The following is a 15,405-nucleotide window of genomic DNA, read 5'->3' as shown; positions in this document are numbered from 1 at the left end:
CAGGCTCTGGTTCGTCGAGCCTAACCCATCCGGGTACGTCAGTAGCTGTCGCGCTCCGCCGTTTCGGACACGGGAATGAACGTCGAGGCAAACCCTTCCGAGGCCCGCGCCAGGACAGCAACATCGGCGCCCACCAGGACAAAGGAGGCACCGGCGTCGAGATACGCGCGGGCGGTGGACTCATTGAAGGCATTCACGCCGGCTGGCTTGCCGGCCGCTTTGGCAGCTTCAAGGCAATGCTCGACGACGGCCCTCACCAAGGGATTTTCCTGCTGTCCCAGCAAACCCATGGAAGCTGCGAGGTCCGAAGGGCCAAGGAAAATGCCGTCCACGCCATCGACGGCCAGGATTTCCTCCACAGCCGAAGCCGCTGCTTCGGATTCAATCTGGACGGTGAGGCTGATCGATTCTGAAGCAGCAGCAAGGTAGTCAGGAACGCGGTTCCAGCGTGACGCCCTGGCCAAAGCAGAACCCACACCGCGAACACCCAGCGGCGGATACCGGACGGCGGCCACCGCAGACGCTGCTTCGAACGCAGAATTCACCATGGGAATCAGGAGGTTCTGCACTCCGAGGTCAAGGTATTGCTTGATGACCACGGTGTCGTTGACCGGCGGGCGGACCACGGCCTGAACGGGGTAACCACTCACGGCATGGAGTTGCGCAAGGATCGATTCGAGGCCATTGGGACTGTGCTCCGCGTCGATCAACAGCCAGTCCAGCCCGGATCCCGCACAGACCTCAGCCACCAACGGGCTACCGGAACAAACCCACATGCCAGCCAACGGACGGCCAGCCTCTGAGAGGGCCGAATAGAAGGTGGGGTTCAGTCGAAATTGCATGTCACGACTCCCAAAGGTCCGTAGTCCGCGTGTACGGTATCACCTTTGTACACCCACAAGGGCCGGGTAAACGAGCCCGCAAGGATAATATCTCCGGCCTTCATTGAGTCCCCGTGCGCCGCGATTTTATTGGCCAGCCAGTGCACGCCGTTCGCCGGGTGATCAAGCACTCCGGCCGCCACTCCGGTCTCTTCCACGGTCTGGTTTTTGTACAAAATCGCGGAGACCCAGCGGAGGTCGACCGCGTCGGGACGCACTGGTCGGCCGCCTATCACCATGGCCCCCATCGCGGCGTTGTCGGAGATGGTGTCCACGATGGTCCGGCCCTCCATTTCGATCCTGGAGTCCAGGATTTCAAGGGCCGGAACCACGTAGTCGGTGGCGTTGAGGACATCGAAGATGGTGCAGCCGGGGCCTTTGAGGCCGGACTTCAGCACGAACGCGAGCTCCACTTCAACACGCGGGTGCGTGTACTGGTCCCATTGCACGGAGCAGCCGGTTTCCAGGACCATGTCATCGAAGATCGCCCCGTAGTCCGGTTCGGTGATGCCGGTTGCGGCCTGCATGGCCTTGGACGTGAGGCCGATCTTCCGCCCCACCAACGTGCGCCCGGCTTCCTCGTTCCGTCGCCGCCACAACTGCTGGACGGCATAGGAATCCTCCACCGTCATGTCAGGGTAGCGGGCGGTGAGGCGCGGGACTGGCTTGCGGTTCCGGCCGGCTTCGAGCAGTTCGTCGGCAATTGCTTCGATCGTCTTCGCATCCATCATGGTTTAGACCTGCGCCCCCAGCTTGAAGCCCTCGGCGGCGTCATCTGAGGCGCCTGAGGGACGGGTGTAGGAGAAGCCGTCGGCGCCGACGGTGACGGCCATTTCTGAAGCGTCCGTGCGCTCGATGACGGGCTGGGGGTTGCCGTCGAGGTCCAGGACCAGGGAGGCTTCGGTGTACCAGGACGGGACGACGGGGTTGCCCCACCAGTCGCGGCGCTGGTTGTCGTGGACGTCCCAGGTGACGGTGGGGTTGTCCGGGTCGCCGGTGTAGTAGTCCTGGGTGTAGATCTCTACGCGGTGGCCGTCCGGGTCAAGGATGTAGAGGTAGAACGCGTTGGACACGCCGTGGCGTCCGGGGCCGCGTTCGATCCGGTCGGAGATGCGCAGGGCGCCCATCTTGTCGCAGATCTGGATGATGTTGTGCTTCTCGTGGGTGGAGAACGCGATGTGGTGCAGGCGCGGTCCGTTGCCGCCCGTCAACGCGGTATCGTGCACGGTTTGCTTGCGGTGCATCCACGCGGCGTAGGTGACGCCGTCGGAGTCCTTGATGTCCTCGGAGACGCGGAAACCCAAGTCCTCGAGGTATTTGCGGCCGCGGGGCACGTCCGGGGTGACCTGGTTGAAGTGGTCCAGGCGGACCAGTTCGCCGGCGGAGTAGAGGTCGTAGCGTTGGGTGAGGCGTTCGACGTGCTCCACGTCGTAGAAGAATTCATACGGGAAGCCCAGCGGGTCTTCCACGCGGACGGAGTCGCCCACGCCCTTGGTGAAGCCTTCCTTGCGGCGCTCCACCCGGCAGCCCAGTTCGCGGTAGTAGGCCTCGGCTGCGTCCACCTCGGCCGGGGACTTCACCCGGTACGCGAAGGCAGCGGCGGCGGCGACCGGTCCCTTGCGCAGGACCAGGTTGTGGTGGATGAACTCCTCGAAGGAGCGCAGGTAGATGGTGTTCTCGTCCTCCTCGGTGACGTGCAGGCCGAGCAGGTCAACGTAGAACGCGCGGGACTTCGCGAGGTCCGTGACCACGAGTTCCAGGTAGGCGCAGCGGACGATGTCCGGCGCGGGCACCGTGGGTGTGGGGATGGGGCCGGTAAAGGGGTTGCTCATGGGATTCTCTCTTCGTTGAAAGGGGAGTTGTTAGCTGTCGCCCGCAGAAGCGGAGTCGTCAATGCTGCCGAACTTGGGTGTGTGCACGGAGCCGAGGGTGATGTGCACGGCCTGCTGGTCTGTGTAGAAATCGATGGAACGGTAGCCGCCCTCGTGGCCCAGACCGGAAGCTTTGACGCCACCAAACGGGGTGCGGAGGTCGCGGACGTTGTGGCTGTTGAGCCACACCATTCCGGCTTCCACATTCTGGGAGAAGTTGTGGGCCCGGGTCAGGTTCTGCGTCCAGATGTAGGCCGCCAGGCCGTACTTGGTGTTGTTCGCCAAGGCGAGGGCTTCGTCGTCGTTCTCGAACGGCGTGATGGCCACAACCGGCCCGAAGATTTCCTCCTGGAAGATCCGCGCGTCAGGTGCGACGTCGGCAAACACCGTAGGTGCGATGTAGTTGCCTTCGGGCAGGTGGGCGGGTCGGCCGCCACCGGCAAGCAGCCGGCCCTCGGACTTGCCGATCTCCACGTAGGACGCCACTTTCTCGTAGTGCTCCGGGTGGACCAGCGCACCCACCTGGGTCTTGGGATCATGGGGATCGCCCACCACGATGTTCTTGGCGCGGGCGGCGTACTTTTCGCAGAATTCGTCGTAGATGGCCCGCTCCACCAGGATGCGGGAGCCGGCGGTGCACCGTTCGCCATTGAGGGAGAAGACACCGAACAAGGCGGAGTCGATTGCGGCATCGAGGTCGGCATCAGCGAACACGACGCACGGGGACTTCCCGCCGAGCTCCATGGACAGGCCCTTGAGGTTGGCTGCAGCGTTGCGGAAAATCGTCTGGCCCGTGGTGGTCTCACCGGTGAAGGAGATCAGCGGCACGTCCGGGTGCTTCACCAGTGCGTCGCCGGCTTCTTCGCCCAGGCCGTTTACCAGGTTGAACACGCCGTCGGGAAGGCCAGCATCCTTGAAGATCTGCGCCCACAGTGACGCGGACAAGGGTGTGAACTCGGCAGGCTTGAGGACCACGGTGTTGCCGGTAGCCAGCGCCGGAGCGAGCTTCCAGGACTCAAGCATGAACGGAGTGTTCCACGGCGTGATCAAGCCCGCGACGCCGATTGGCTTGCGGTTCACGTAGTTGATCTGTGAGCCGGGGACCTTCATGGCGTCATCGAACTGTGCCACGATCAGGTCCGCGAAGAAGCGGAAGTTCTCGGCTGAGCGCAACGCCTGGCCCTTGGACTGGGTGATCGGCAAGCCGGTATCAAAGGTCTCCAGCTCGGCCAGGCGCTCTTCCTGGGCCTCCACGGCGTCGGCGATCCTGTTCAGCACACGGGCACGTTCGCGCGGCTTCATCTTCGGCCACGGACCATTGACGAACGCTTCACGGGCGGCGGCCACAGCGAGGTCGATGTCTTCCTTCTGGCCGGCCGCTGCCGTGGCGTAATTTCCGTTGGATACCGGATCCAGGACGTCAAAAGTCTTCCCGGAAATGGAGTCTACGAACTCACCGTTGATGAAGTGCTGGATGTGAGTCGGCAGGTTCTCGGGCACATGATGCTTTGCTGATGTTTCTACAGGGGTCGTCATCGTTGTCTTCCTTTTTCATCCAACGCGGGGTCACTTATGGCCCATGTGGGGTGCGTTTGGGGGCCATAAGTGACCCCGGGTTGCTTTAGTTGGTGGTGGCGAGGTACGCGTCCAGGGTCGCGGCGCGGTGCCGGCGGGCGGCGTGTTCGATCGTGTCGGCGTCTGCTCCAGACTCGATGAGCTGCAGCAGCGCCTCGTGTTCTTGCACCGATTCCTGCGCGCGGCCGGGAACGAAGCGGAACGTAGACGAGCGGAGCGATGCCAGCCGGTTCCATCCACGATGTACCAGGTCAAGAATGTGCGGATTGGGGCAGTGCTCAAACAAGACACTGTGGAAGTCCTGGTTCAGCGCGGTGAAACGAACCGGGTCGAAGTGCTCCAGGCATTCCCGCATTTCCTCGTTCACTGCGCGGGCCCTTGCAATCGCAACGGAGTCGATCAACGGTGCGGACAACGCGGTGGCCGCCCCCTCCACGATGCTCAAAGTCTGCATTGTGTACAGGTACTCCGTGGGATCAATCCCGGAGACCGTGGCACCAACGTTCCGCTCGAACTTCACCAGACCTTCGGCTTCCAAGCGGCGGATTGCTTCCCGGACGGGGACCACGCTGAATCCCAGGTCCTCGGCAATCTTTGCGAGCACCAGCCGGTAACCCGGCGTGTAGATGCCTTCCACGATCCTGGCCTTGACGGCGGTATACGCCTGTTGGGACTTGCTTTGTGCAGCGGCGCTTTCGACGGCGGTTCCAGTCACTGTTGGCTCCCTTGCCGGCTCTGCCAGTCAGCTGTGACCCACTCTGCGTACCGCGTCTGCCATTCCTTGTTCATCGGGTAAAGCCCATCCACGCTGTTGCCTTCCTTGACCATCTGGAAGATGAACGCCTCTTCTTTTTCCTGCTGGATGCTGTCATCCACAAGTTCCTCGGCGATGGCTGGCGGGATCACCAGGATGCCGTCCGAATCGGCCACGATGATGTCTCCCGGCTGAATTGTTGCACCACCGCACGCGATGGTGATGTCCGTATCCCACGGAATGTGCCGGCGACCAAGGACTGCCGGGTGCGGATTCGCGAAGTAGGTTGGCATTTCGAGATCAGCCACGGCGGAGTAGTCACGGACGCCACCGTCGGTGATGATCGCAGCAGCTCCACGGACCTGGGCGCGCAGGGCAAGAATGTCTCCAACAGTGCCGGTGCCCTTCTCACCGCGGGCTTCCATCACGAGGATTTCGCCTTCATTCACGGAATCGATCGCGCGCTTCTGTGCATTGAATCCCCCGCCGTGGGTCTTGAACAGATCCTCGCGGTTGGGCACATAGCGCAGGGTCCGGGCAAGGCCAACTACCTTGCGGTCGGGGCGCGTGGCCTGCAGGCCGTCGATGCTTACGTTGTTCAGTCCGCGCTTGCGGAGCTGCGAAGAAAGCGTGGCCGTTGCGACGCTTTCCAGCTTCGCCTTCAGCTCGGGCGTCAGGACAGAGACAACAGCAGGCAGGCCCGCCGCTTCACGCGATCCGTATGCCTCTTCCCGCTGGGTGTCATCAGTCTTGGGCTTGGCACCAAAGTCCGCGAACGGCGTCGTACCTTCCGCTACTTTGGTGGTCAGGCGGCCGCTGCTGAAGCTACCGCCACTGACCTCAACCTCGACGACGTCACCCGGTTTGGCGACCGATGCACCGGCTGGGGTGCCGGTCAGGATAATGTCGCCCTCTTCGAGCGTGAGCAGCTGTGAGAGGTCCGCGACGAGTTGCGTGAACGGGAAGAGCAGGTCCTCTGTGGTGTCGTCCTGGACGAGGTCGCCGTTATGCCAGGTACGGATCCGTAACTGGGCTGGATCAACGGCGTCGGCTGGTATCAACGAGGGACCCACCGGCGTGAACCCGTCGCCCCCCTTGGACCGGACGTTGGAGCCCTTGTCTGCGTAGCGCAGATCGTACACGCCCAGATCGTTGGAAGCGGTCACCCACTCGACGTGGCTCCAGGCATCCTCGAGGCCAACGCGGCGGCCCGACTTCCCGATGACGAGGGCAATTTCGCCTTCATAGCCGAGCAGTTCGCAGCCGGCAGGGCGCTCAACGATGCCAGGAGCGTCGGCGGAACCGAGCGCCAGGGAAGACGGCGGCTTCAAGAAGTAGGACGGTTGCCCTGGGGTGCGTCCTCGCTGGGCCGCACGGCTAGGGTAATTGATATGGACGGCAATGACTTTGCGCGTACGGGCCAGCATGTCTTGGCTGACTTCCTCGGTCCGGAACTCCAATGTCACGGCGCCTCCTCCTGATCGAACATCTATCGAGTACGAAATCGTATACGATAACTATTGCCCCTGAAGCGCATGTCGTCAACCCCCTTTCCCAAACACATTCGTCCGGCCATAGTGGTTGTTCTGAGCTCCAAAGCAGTGGAAGGAAGTACGTGCCGGAAAAGAATGAGCTCCAGCTGCTGCGGTTTGCCAACGGTTCCGAATGGGAGTCATGGCTCGCCGCGAACCACGAAGAGAGCGCCGAAGCCTGGCTCGTGATCGGCAAGAAGAACGCCGGTGCCCAACTACTCAGCATTGGGGAGGCCCTGGACGGCGCCCTGTGTTTCGGCTGGATCGACGGGCAGCGCAAAGGCAATGACGAAGCGACCTTCCTGCAGCGCTACTCCCGACGCCGGCCGCGGAGCTCTTGGTCTCAGGTGAACGTTGGCAAGGCGGAGGCGTTGATCGAATCGGGGCGCATGCATCCCGCGGGGTTGGCTGAGATCGACACCGCAAAGAATGATGGCCGCTGGGAAGCCGCCTACGTTTCGCAGGCCAACGCGGAGGTCCCGGAAGACCTGGCAGCAGCTTTGGCCAGCAATCCAGCGGCTGGCGAAGCCTTCGAGCGTCTCGGGAAGACCGAGCGGTACCTCATCATCCTGCAGTTGCTCAAGGCCCGCACTCCGGACTCGCGCGCCAGGGCGATGACACGTTCCCTCGGGAAGCTGACGGGGAAGGCGTAATTTCTGCTGGATCATCAGGCCCATCAGTGGCCCCAGGACCGGCCCGGCGCGGACATGACGAGGTGGTCTGCCGAATGATCCAGCAAAAAATGAGTGCATCCTCCGCCTGGACTCCCGTAGGGTACCCGCATGGACATCATCCTGGTACCCGGTTTCTGGTTGGACGCGTCATCATGGGCGGAGGTGACGCCGCCGCTTGTGGCAGCTGGGCACTCGGTTCACCCCCTCACACTTCCCGGGCTGGAGTCCGTTGACGCCCCACGCGCCGGGATTGGCCTTCGCACACACATCGACGCCGTGGTGGACAAGGTGGATTCCCTTGGCGGCAATGTGGTGCTGGTGGGCCATTCAGGCGGCGGCGCCATCATCCACGGCGTTGTTGACGCCCGTCCGGATCGCGTGGACCGGGCCATCTATGTGGACAGCGGGCCACTGGGCGAGAGCGGCGTGATCAATGACGAACTGCCCGAGGACGGCGACGAAATTCCGCTCCCACCCTGGGAAGGCTTTGAAGACGCGGACCTCATCGACCTGACCGATGACCTCAAGGAAGCTTTCCGCGCACGGGCCATCCCGGAACCGAAGGGCGTCGCCTTCGACCAACAACACCTCCACGACGTCCGGCGCTATGACGTCCCCGCCACCATCATCGCCTGCCAGTTCCCATCATCACTGCTTCAGGAATGGATGGACGCCGGGCACCCGTTCACAGCGGAACTCGCGCGGATCCGGGACGTCGACTACATCGACCTGCCCACCGGACACTGGCCACAGTTCACCAAGCCACGTGAACTGGGCGAAGCCATCCTGTCGGCCGTCGAGCACACCAAGTAACGCTCGACGCGCACCAAGTAACGCTCGACGGCGGGACGGGCCTTTCGGGCAAGGGGAACCCCCGGGAACGCGGGAATTTTGAGGCTTGCCCGTAAAGGGTCAGGGCTTGGCGGGCGTGTTGGTCGCGGGCCCTTCCGGCGCTGCACCGCCTTCGTCCGTCCAATCGCTTCCCGTCTGATCATCGAGTGCGGGATCGGATACTACGTCCGATCTGACTGGAGGCGTTGAGGTAGAAGCCGGAGCGGAAGCAGAAGCAGAGGAACCGGTGCTGGAGTTGCCTTGGTGCCCGGACTTTGCCTCCAGGATGCCCGGAAACATCGTCTCTGCCTTCTCCAGGAGCTTCTTGCCCGCGGCGTACAGATTGTCCAGGATGTCCGGGACTGATTCCTGGACGGTTTCAGTGGCCTGATGGACGTTCTCTTGAACCTCCGGGTTCTTCCAGACCTTTTGGGCGCCTCCGCGAACGCGCCGATACACCTCCGGCCAAGACTTGGACCCCCACACATAGCCAACAGCGATGCCGGCGGCGAACAATGCTTTCCCTTTCACAGGACCAACTCCTTTCGAGGTGCTATTCCTACGACACTAGTCCGGCCTTCACCCACTGTCACGTGTGCTTTCAAGGCTGGACGGTTAATGGTCATTTGCTGAATTGAGAAAGAGGACTAAACTTTAATGCCAACCAGCGGAAAACCCGCAGGCCACAACCACATGGCAACCCGAGGAGTGAAAACCATGGGACTGGATGACAAGATCAAGAATGCCACGGAAGAAGCAACGGGCAAGCTCAAGGAAAAGACCGGCGAAGCCACAGGCGACCGGGACCTCCAGGCCGAGGGCGCGGGCGAGCAAGCGTCTGCCAATGTGAAGCAGGCTGGCGAGCACGTCAAGGACGCCGCGAAGGACGCCTTCGGCGACAAGTAGCCGGATTTCAAGGCCATACGACCCCCGTTCGAGGGGCACGGACCCTAACCGGCAAAATAGCAAGGTTACTTGCTGTTGTTCCCGGGACCAGCTAGCGTTGCTGTTGTAGTACTACGGTCCGGCCCCTTGGACAGGAGTGCTTTTGGCTGCATTTAATAACTCATCGACGTTTGCAAAATAACGTCCTGCCCCATATTCCACGGGTCTCATGTGGCCCTGTTACAGCGCTTAGCCGCTGGAACTGACAAGCGATGAACGGAACCGCTTCACCGAGTTCATGGAATTTCCATCAACAAGAAAGTAGGAGCAAAAATGGGTTTCTTTGGTTTTCTTTTGCTCGGCCTTTTGGCTGGGGCTATCGCAAAGCTTATTCTTCCGGGACGCCAAGGAGGCGGCTGGTTGGTCACCTTGCTGCTGGGCGTCGTTGGCGCCCTGTTGGGCGGCTGGATCGGTGGCCTGATCTTCGGCGAAGGCTTGACAGAATTCTTCGCCATTCGGACGTGGCTCCTGGCCATTGGCGGATCCATTATCGTTCTGCTGATTTACGGCCTGGCCACAGGAGGACGCCGGGCCCACCATGGCTGACGAAACCACGCCCAACACCAACCAGGACGACCTTGAGGGTCAGTACGCAGAAGGTGATTACGGCGCTGCCGGAGCATCTCCTGAGGCCCTGAAAGAAGACGCTGGCGGGGACTATACCGCAGGCGACTACGCCGAGAAGACCGTCCCGTCTGCGGACGCGGAGCTCGACGAGCGTAATACGGAGGACACGCCCGCGGACAGGCCGTTCTCGTCCGAGCCGGATGACGAAGCTTCCGGCGCGGGACACCCTTAACCCTCAGGCATCCGCAAGGGTCCTGAAAACCACAAGAACCCGGAGACTGCAGTTGCAGCCTCCGGGTTCTTGCTTTGCCCGTGTTCTGGCACTGCGAAACGCATCGCCTCGGGGCTGATTCGCGGGCCTGATATTTTCGGGCATGGATAGTCGGGGCGGCGGCTGAGCCGGCACCGTAGCGTGATGGCCAGGAATGGAGGGACAGTGCAGGAATGGAGGGGCAGTGCAGCAATGGACCCGGGCGTCATCGCCGGCGGAACGGTGCTGGATGTTGCCCTCCGCTACGGATATGGATCGCCCGAGGCATTCGCGCGTGCTTTTAAGGCGATGCATGGGCTGACTTCCTCAGAAGCGCGGCAACCTGGCGCAGTCCTCCATTCCCAGCCTCAGTTGAGGTTCCACCTCCGGTGGCTTCTACCCAGCCGGCTCCCGAAGGTTTCGAGAGCCTGGACATCCCCGCCGGCCAATGGGTGGTGTTCGAAACCGAAGGAAAATTCCCCGAAGCCCTGCAGCGCATGTGGGCGGACGCTGCTACTGAATGGTTCCCGGCCAACCCGTACTTTTGGGCACGCGGCCCCGAACTGCTCAGCGTCAGCCCGGACGCCGATGCAACCCGCGGGAGCGGGCAACTGTGGATTCCCATTGAGTCCAGTCAGGAGCCCTTCAAGAGTTTCAGCACCTCGTCAAGCGGCAAGACCCTCTGACGATATTCACGGGTAAGAACCCGGAGGACTGCCTCCGCAGCCTCCGGGTTCTCTGTTGCCACGGCCTCAGCCGCATAAATCACCCGGATGTTATGGGCGAAAGCATCAGCAGCAGTCTGGGCAATGCAGTTGTGGGCCGAGACTCCGGCCAGGATCACGGTTTCCACACCCCAGTTCCTGAGGCGCATCCCCAAGTCGGTACCAACGAACGAGCTGTCGCGCGTTTTGACCATCTGCGGGAAATCGGCCGTCACCAGGCCAGGAACGAAACTGGCCTGCTCGCTTCCCCTGAAGATGAAGCCTTGGTCATCGTCCAGCATGTTCAGGCTCCACGTGGATTTGTCCCGCTCGTGCTGGGTACCAACCAGGAGTACGTTTGCCCCTGCCTCGCGCGCTGCGCTGGTCAACGAGTTGCAAGCAGCAACAACTTCTTCCTGACGCCGCTTCAGGGCCGGTTCCTCAAAAAAGGCGTTCTGCATGTCGATTACCAGCACAGCAATCATGCGCGCATATCCTTCCCTGTCCTGGGTCAGAGACCCTTGCCGCCGGTCACCGGAAGCACAGCGCCTGAAATATAGGAGCCTTCGTCAGATGCGAGGAGCACATAGGCAGGTGCCAGCTCAGCAGGTTGCCCGGCACGGCCCAGCGGCGTGTCCTGGCCGAATGTGGGAAGCTTGTCCGGCCACTCGGTGGCGGGGATCAACGGCGTCCAGATCGGGCCCGGGGCCACGGCGTTGACACGGATTCCCTTGGGCCCGAGTTCCTCTGCCATGGCTTTAGTGAATGCCACTTGGGCGGCCTTGGTCATGGCGTAGTCCACCAGCTGGGCGGAAGGATTAAAAGCCTGGATAGACGCCGTGACGATGATGGACGCCCCTGGGCGAAGGTGCGGAATCGCAGCCTGTGCTGTCCAGATCAAGGAGTACAGGTTGGTTTTGAACACCCGGTCGAATTCCTCGGTAGGAATGGTCTCCAAACCCTCGCGGTTCTTTTGGTACGCGGCGTTCAGGACCACAACGTTGAGGCCGCCGAGCTCCTGCACCGTTCGCTCCACAATCTCAGCCGCAAACTTTTCGTCGCGCGCGTCGCCGGGCAGCAACAGTGCCTGCGCCCCGCACTCACGGATCCATTCCGCCGTCGACTTCGCGTCTTCTTCTTCCTCTGGAAGGTAGCTGATGGCGACGTCGGCACCTTCGCGCGCATAGGCGATCGCTACGGCTGCACCGATGCCCGAGTCACCGCCGGTGATCAGGGCCTTCTTGCCCTGCAGGCGGCCGTGCCCAACATAGCTGGACTCGCCATGATCGGGCTGGGGGTTCAAGGGCTTGGTCAGGCCAGGCTGTTCTTGTTCCTGCTGGGGAAATTCGTCGGAGTGATATCCGCTGCGTGGATCCTTGGGTGCCGAGGTGAGGCGGTGATCCCCGCTTGCTTGCTGTCCGCTGTGGTTTGGGTCGGCTTGAGTCATGGTTCTGGCCTTTCTCAGATGTCTGATTCCCGGCTTGCGACGCTACCGTTGGCTGTACCCAGGCACATTGGACTCTAAACGCACACCAAGGGCTAGGTCCGGAGCGTTTTGGCCTTCACCATGAGGAACAGTCCGTAGGCGATCAGGCCCACGGCAACGGCTGCCAAAAGGTACGGTCCATAGGGTTGCTCCCTCAAAGCCCGCAGGCTTCCATCAAGTCCTGTGGATTGCTCGGGCTGAACGCGAACCGCGGCAATGACCACCAGCAGGCCTACGAGCAACAGGGCTATGCCTTTGGCGATGTAGCCCACGACGCCAACACCCGATTGGAACTTGCGGGCCGGCTCATTGACGGACAGCGCGAGGTCCTTTTCGAAGGTCCTCATAAAGCCGCGCACCGCGAAGACGACGCCGGTGATCATGATGCCGGCGCCAATTGCGACGAGCAGGACTATCCCGAATGGCGCTTTCATGAGCGTCACAGTCACGTCGCTGGCAGACTCCCGGCTGTTTTTTCCCCTGCCCATGGTGAAGGACAGGATGGTTGCCGCCAGCCCGGCAAACACGATTGCCTGGGCCACAGCGGAAAGCCGTTTGGATGGCTTGTTGTCTGACGCCTTGCGGTAGCCGAGGGTTGCGTTGCCCAATTGCCACAGAGCCAAGGCAGCGCAGGCACCGAAGCACGCCCACAGCAGGATGGGGCCCACCGGTTGTGCGGCCAGTTGGGCAACAGCGCCACTGACGTCGGCTTCACCGCCGCGCCCAAAGGCGAGCTGAAACGCAATAGCCCCGATGAGTAAGTGCAGGAGTCCGCTGACGGCGTATCCGGCCCTCGCAAAAATAGTCAGGGCGCGTGAGTTTGAGGCTTCCTCGGCCACATCAGCGGCCTTCTTCATCTCCTTTTTGATGACAAGCCTCCTTATTATTTTGTGACTTGTCACCATGGTGCCACTCGAACGAGTACAAGACCACGGGGCGCAGGTGGCTTGCTAGAAGCCACACACCGACTGCGGCCAGATGCTCCGAAGCCCCACACCCAAAGGGTTGAACTGCTCGCGGACGGAGGTCACCGCACGGGCCTGGCCAGGGAGTTCGCCTCCATGACCGCCGTCCTCCGCGGTACCCGCGAGGGAGTCAGACTTTACGTGGGCAGCTCCGGTATTCAGGGACGTGGCTGCGATCTGGTCAGGCATTTCGGTGGTCCTTCCTGAGAGTTCCCATCAACTCCATTGGCTGATAGTTCAACCATGGGACGGGGCCCTCAAGAAGGACGCCGGGTCATCTCAAGATTCACTCAAGAATCCGCGCGGCTGGAAAAGCTTGCTGGGAAGGCAGGTTCAGAAGGCGAAAAGGACCTCCAGTTGCTGCCCCGTCGACAGGGTAACATGCCCCCTTACGCGCGCTCCGTCGTCGTCAATCACGACGGCGGCAGGAACCGCTGCAGGTGCCTCGCCTCCCAGGTACACCAGTGATGCGAAGATGCTGCGCCCTCCTGCCAAACGGCCTTCCAGGTATCCACACGCGGCGTGCACACCCAAGGGCGACATGCCCTCGGCGCGGAAGGCGCCGTTGTCGAAGTATCCGTACAGCGGCCATATGCCTGCGTGAAGTCCGTCGACTCCAAGAACGTGGTCACGCAGCTCAGGCGGCCGGGTGGCTGCGAGCGCATATCCGCCGTCGCGGACGCGCAGCCTGGACGGCGCCAGCCCTGGGTTGGCCGCGCCCACGTTAGGCGCCTCAACCACATGGACCCGGAGCTCATATCCGCTGGCAGCAGCTGTCGCTGTTGCCACCCGCCAGCGGGAATTGGCGGGATCCTCCACGTCGTTCCAGACTGGCGCATGCCAGCTTGCGGCCTGGGCTTGCCCGGCTTTGAGATACACGGTTTTGAGATTCCCCGCTTTGAGCCGGTGGATCCGGGCGCGGCGGCTGGGTGTTCCATTGGCATCCAGGACGGCGAAGTGGTTGTCCACGGGGTCCTCGGTGAAGAGCGGGGCGGTGTGGCTCGAATAGGCCAGGCGGCGGTAGTGGGGGTCGTCCGGTCCGGGCGCGTAGTACTTGTCGCTGCCGTGGTTGAGCACGCGGGCGATACCGTCCACAGCCGTGGAGTGGAGCAGGTAATTGGGGCCTTCTGCATGCCTCACGGCGTCCATGGACTCCAGTGGCGAGGGCTCTTCGACGGCGGTCCACACCGGGTGGTCGTCGGGGAGGAGAAGTCCCACGAACGCCTTGGAGGTCCAGTACGGCGAGGCCGGTCCGGAATATTCCTGGGTCATCGGCTCAAAGGCGCCGAGCCACCCGAGTGACGGCAATCCGTCGTCGTAAGCGCCGCCGTCGAGGAAGAACTTTGCGGCGCCGCTGGCGATGCGGCGGCTCTGTCCGGGGTTGAGGGGCGTCGCGCCGATGGCCTCCCCGAGGAACACCGGAGCCACAGCGGCGTAGCGGTAAATCAGTGAACGACCCTGGAAAACCGGGGCGCCGTTCCCGCCAAAGAAGCTCACATGATCGGCCAGGAACTCGGCGAGACGGGCGCGGTAGACCTCGGACCTGGCTTGGGCTTCCGGATGCCGGGTTGCCGCAAACCCAGACCACAACACCGGATAAAGATGGAGGGCCCAGCCGCAGTAATAGTCGAAGAAGTCGCCCGTGCCGTCGTTATCCCCGTCCCGATACCAGCCATCGCCGACGTACCAGTCCTCAAGCCGCTTCAGCCCATGTTCGATCTGCGTCGCGTTGTGCTCAAACCCGGTGCCAGCCAGGAACTCGGCGATCAGGACTTGGAAGAGCACCCAATTGTTGTCCACGCAGGTGCTTCGCGAGGAACCCTGCAGCCACTCGGCCACCTGGGCTTGCTCGCCCCCGGACAGTGTGTCCCAAAGCCATGGTTTGGTCAGTTGCAGGCCCAGCACAATGGACGCGGCTTCCACCATCGGCTGCGAGCGGTCACAAATGGGCAGCCACGCTTCATGACTACCCGGCCGCGTACCCTCAAGGAGGCCCATCTTGTACAGGTCAAGGTGGCCGTGCGGGTCGTCGCCCTGCTCCCCAGCCACCCGGAAGGCGGCCAGCATAAAGGTGCGCGCGAACCCCTCCATGCCGTCAGACAAAACACCCGACGACGACGGGCGGCCGCTCAGCCGGATCAGCGCCTTCTGCGCGGAGAAGCAGGGGCGCACCGCGAGCAGCTGCTGATCCGCGAACGCGACCCAGTGCTCCCGCGTCCATCCGGTGATGGGACTGAGCTCGTAATCCGGGGCGGGCATGATGAAGCCGGTGGCCATGGGTCTCCTGCGGGGCGTGCTGACACGGTGAGCCCTAACCGTAGGCTCCCCAGCGGCGAGATGGCGCGAGTTGAACAAAATTGAACGTGCCCC

The 15,405-nt window shown here is 62.4% G+C and carries 18 protein-coding genes; 6 read left to right on the top strand and 12 right to left on the bottom strand.

Annotation, left to right across the window (positions count from 1 at the left end; translation table 11 throughout):
- Positions 1–38: 38 nt before the first annotated feature.
- From ABIE18_RS11595 to ABIE18_RS11570, 6 genes are all read right to left on the bottom strand, one after another.
- Positions 39–842: an aldolase/citrate lyase family protein gene (locus ABIE18_RS11595; RefSeq protein ID WP_499722926.1), complete on the bottom strand. Its 804-nt coding sequence runs from the start codon at positions 840–842 to the stop codon at positions 39–41.
- A complete protein-coding gene (hpaH, locus tag ABIE18_RS11590; RefSeq protein WP_499722925.1) occupies positions 827–1,612 on the bottom strand; it encodes a 2-oxo-hept-4-ene-1,7-dioate hydratase in 786 nt (261 codons plus the stop codon). The genes ABIE18_RS11595 and hpaH overlap by 16 nt, the downstream gene beginning before the upstream one ends.
- A 3-nt stretch (positions 1,613–1,615) precedes the next feature.
- Positions 1,616–2,713: a 3,4-dihydroxyphenylacetate 2,3-dioxygenase gene (hpaD, locus tag ABIE18_RS11585; RefSeq protein ID WP_499722924.1), complete on the bottom strand. Its 1,098-nt coding sequence runs from the start codon at positions 2,711–2,713 to the stop codon at positions 1,616–1,618.
- Positions 2,714–2,743: 30 nt separating this feature from the next.
- Complete coding sequence (hpaE, locus tag ABIE18_RS11580) at positions 2,744–4,288, bottom strand: 5-carboxymethyl-2-hydroxymuconate semialdehyde dehydrogenase (protein ID WP_499722922.1); 1,545 nt, start codon at positions 4,286–4,288, stop codon at positions 2,744–2,746.
- 85 nt (positions 4,289–4,373) lie between these two features.
- Positions 4,374–5,042 (bottom strand): GntR family transcriptional regulator, encoded by a 669-nt coding sequence (locus ABIE18_RS11575; RefSeq protein WP_499722921.1) that lies wholly within the window; start codon positions 5,040–5,042, stop codon positions 4,374–4,376.
- Complete coding sequence (locus ABIE18_RS11570; protein WP_499722920.1) at positions 5,039–6,547, bottom strand: fumarylacetoacetate hydrolase family protein; 1,509 nt, start codon at positions 6,545–6,547, stop codon at positions 5,039–5,041. Before ABIE18_RS11570 ends, ABIE18_RS11575 begins: the two co-directional genes overlap by 4 nt.
- 149 nt (positions 6,548–6,696) lie before the next feature.
- Here ABIE18_RS11570 and ABIE18_RS11565 point away from each other — a divergent pair, with 149 nt between their 5' ends.
- Both ABIE18_RS11565 and ABIE18_RS11560 read left to right on the top strand, forming a co-directional pair.
- The gene (locus tag ABIE18_RS11565) at positions 6,697–7,266 is read left to right on the top strand and encodes a YdeI/OmpD-associated family protein (RefSeq protein WP_499722919.1); all 570 of its coding nucleotides are present in this window, start codon (positions 6,697–6,699) and stop codon (positions 7,264–7,266) included.
- A 129-nt stretch (positions 7,267–7,395) separates the two neighbouring features.
- Positions 7,396–8,100: an alpha/beta fold hydrolase gene (locus ABIE18_RS11560; protein WP_499722917.1), complete on the top strand. Its 705-nt coding sequence runs from the start codon at positions 7,396–7,398 to the stop codon at positions 8,098–8,100.
- A gap of 99 nt (positions 8,101–8,199) precedes the next feature.
- On the opposite strand, the gene ABIE18_RS11555 is transcribed toward ABIE18_RS11560, so the two are convergent.
- Entirely contained in the window at positions 8,200–8,649 is a 450-nt protein-coding gene (locus ABIE18_RS11555) for a hypothetical protein (RefSeq protein WP_499722916.1), read from the bottom strand.
- Between the two features lie 186 nt (positions 8,650–8,835).
- Between ABIE18_RS11555 and ABIE18_RS11550 the strand changes: the two genes are divergently transcribed.
- The 4 genes from ABIE18_RS11550 to ABIE18_RS11535 all read left to right on the top strand — a co-directional run bounded on the left by ABIE18_RS11550 (position 8,836) and on the right by ABIE18_RS11535 (position 10,566).
- Positions 8,836–9,024, top strand: a complete 189-nt coding sequence (locus ABIE18_RS11550) for a CsbD family protein (protein WP_499722915.1) — start codon at positions 8,836–8,838, stop codon at positions 9,022–9,024.
- 312 nt (positions 9,025–9,336) lie between these two features.
- Complete coding sequence (locus tag ABIE18_RS11545; protein ID WP_224093148.1) at positions 9,337–9,609, top strand: GlsB/YeaQ/YmgE family stress response membrane protein; 273 nt, start codon at positions 9,337–9,339, stop codon at positions 9,607–9,609.
- Positions 9,602–9,862, top strand: a complete 261-nt coding sequence (locus ABIE18_RS11540) for a hypothetical protein (RefSeq protein ID WP_499722914.1) — start codon at positions 9,602–9,604, stop codon at positions 9,860–9,862. Before ABIE18_RS11545 ends, ABIE18_RS11540 begins: the two co-directional genes overlap by 8 nt.
- Positions 9,863–10,269: 407 nt before the next feature.
- Positions 10,270–10,566, top strand: a complete 297-nt coding sequence (locus tag ABIE18_RS11535) for a GyrI-like domain-containing protein (RefSeq protein WP_499722912.1) — start codon at positions 10,270–10,272, stop codon at positions 10,564–10,566.
- Here ABIE18_RS11535 and ABIE18_RS11530 read toward each other — a convergent pair.
- The 5 genes from ABIE18_RS11530 to ABIE18_RS11510 all read right to left on the bottom strand — a co-directional run bounded on the left by ABIE18_RS11530 (position 10,515) and on the right by ABIE18_RS11510 (position 15,312).
- Positions 10,515–11,069, bottom strand: coding sequence for a cysteine hydrolase family protein (locus tag ABIE18_RS11530; protein WP_499722910.1), 555 nt, complete (start codon positions 11,067–11,069; stop codon positions 10,515–10,517). The two genes, ABIE18_RS11535 and ABIE18_RS11530, sit on opposite strands and share 52 nt — an antisense overlap.
- A 26-nt stretch (positions 11,070–11,095) precedes the next feature.
- A complete protein-coding gene (locus ABIE18_RS11525; protein ID WP_477515411.1) occupies positions 11,096–12,031 on the bottom strand; it encodes an SDR family oxidoreductase in 936 nt (311 codons plus the stop codon).
- Positions 12,032–12,123: 92 nt separating this feature from the next.
- A complete protein-coding gene (locus ABIE18_RS11520) occupies positions 12,124–12,927 on the bottom strand; it encodes a DUF1206 domain-containing protein (protein ID WP_477515410.1) in 804 nt (267 codons plus the stop codon).
- Between the two features lie 93 nt (positions 12,928–13,020).
- Entirely contained in the window at positions 13,021–13,224 is a 204-nt protein-coding gene (locus tag ABIE18_RS11515) for a hypothetical protein (RefSeq protein WP_499722908.1), read from the bottom strand.
- Positions 13,225–13,368: 144 nt separating this feature from the next.
- Positions 13,369–15,312: a DUF2264 domain-containing protein gene (locus ABIE18_RS11510; protein ID WP_499722907.1), complete on the bottom strand. Its 1,944-nt coding sequence runs from the start codon at positions 15,310–15,312 to the stop codon at positions 13,369–13,371.
- Positions 15,313–15,405 lie beyond the last annotated feature (93 nt).

This window comes from Arthrobacter sp. 2762 (assembly GCF_040548745.1).
Lineage (GTDB): Bacteria > Actinomycetota > Actinomycetes > Actinomycetales > Micrococcaceae > Arthrobacter.
This window is presented reverse-complemented; position numbering and strand designations above follow the sequence as displayed.